At 49.0% G+C, this 514-nt stretch carries 2 tRNA genes; both read right to left on the bottom strand.

What is annotated here, in order from left to right:
* Window positions 1–266 precede the first annotated feature (266 nt).
* A tRNA-Ala gene (locus ACM6JT_RS27165) sits at window positions 267–342 on the bottom strand.
* Window positions 343–383: 41 nt separating this feature from the next.
* Window positions 384–460: transfer RNA gene (locus ACM6JT_RS27160), tRNA-Ile, on the bottom strand.
* Window positions 461–514 lie beyond the last annotated feature (54 nt).

Below are 514 nucleotides of genomic sequence, written 5' to 3'. Positions count from 1 at the left end.
CGACAGTCGCTACAGGTTGAGTTCTCGCGTTGTGCCGTATTCCAAATTGAGTCAAACATGGAGTTCGAATCATCTTGAGATACATCGATACAATCACAACCCGGATAACTTTCACGTCCATCTCAAGACGCTTCCGCTATCCAAATTACTTACTTCTTCCAGATTGTTAAAGAACGACAGCCGATATGGTGTTACTCATATCACTCTGACTGGCTCAATCGCCAATGACAAAAGTTCGACTACGTCGAACGCTTGTCATTGAAGATTGGTGGAGGCAGACGGGATCGAACCGACGACCCCCTGCTTGCAAAGCAGGTGCTCTCCCAGCTGAGCTATGCCCCCATGAGTACAGATGCCTCAGGTACTACCATCAGACAAGACATTGGTGGGTCTGGTTGGATTCGAACCAACGACCCCCGCCTTATCAAGACGGTGCTCTAACCGACTGAGCTACAGACCCCTGAGTCTGTCTTTAATTTACAGCCGATAAGCGTGAGCGCTCAACTTTGCGAGA

Origin of the sequence: Burkholderia sp. IT-111MI5 (assembly GCF_949752865.1) — a bacterium.
Classification (GTDB): Bacteria; Pseudomonadota; Gammaproteobacteria; order Burkholderiales; family Burkholderiaceae; genus Burkholderia; species Burkholderia pyrrocinia_C.
The sequence above is the reverse complement of the archived record's forward strand: the minus strand, read 5'-3'. Positions and strand labels throughout refer to the sequence as shown.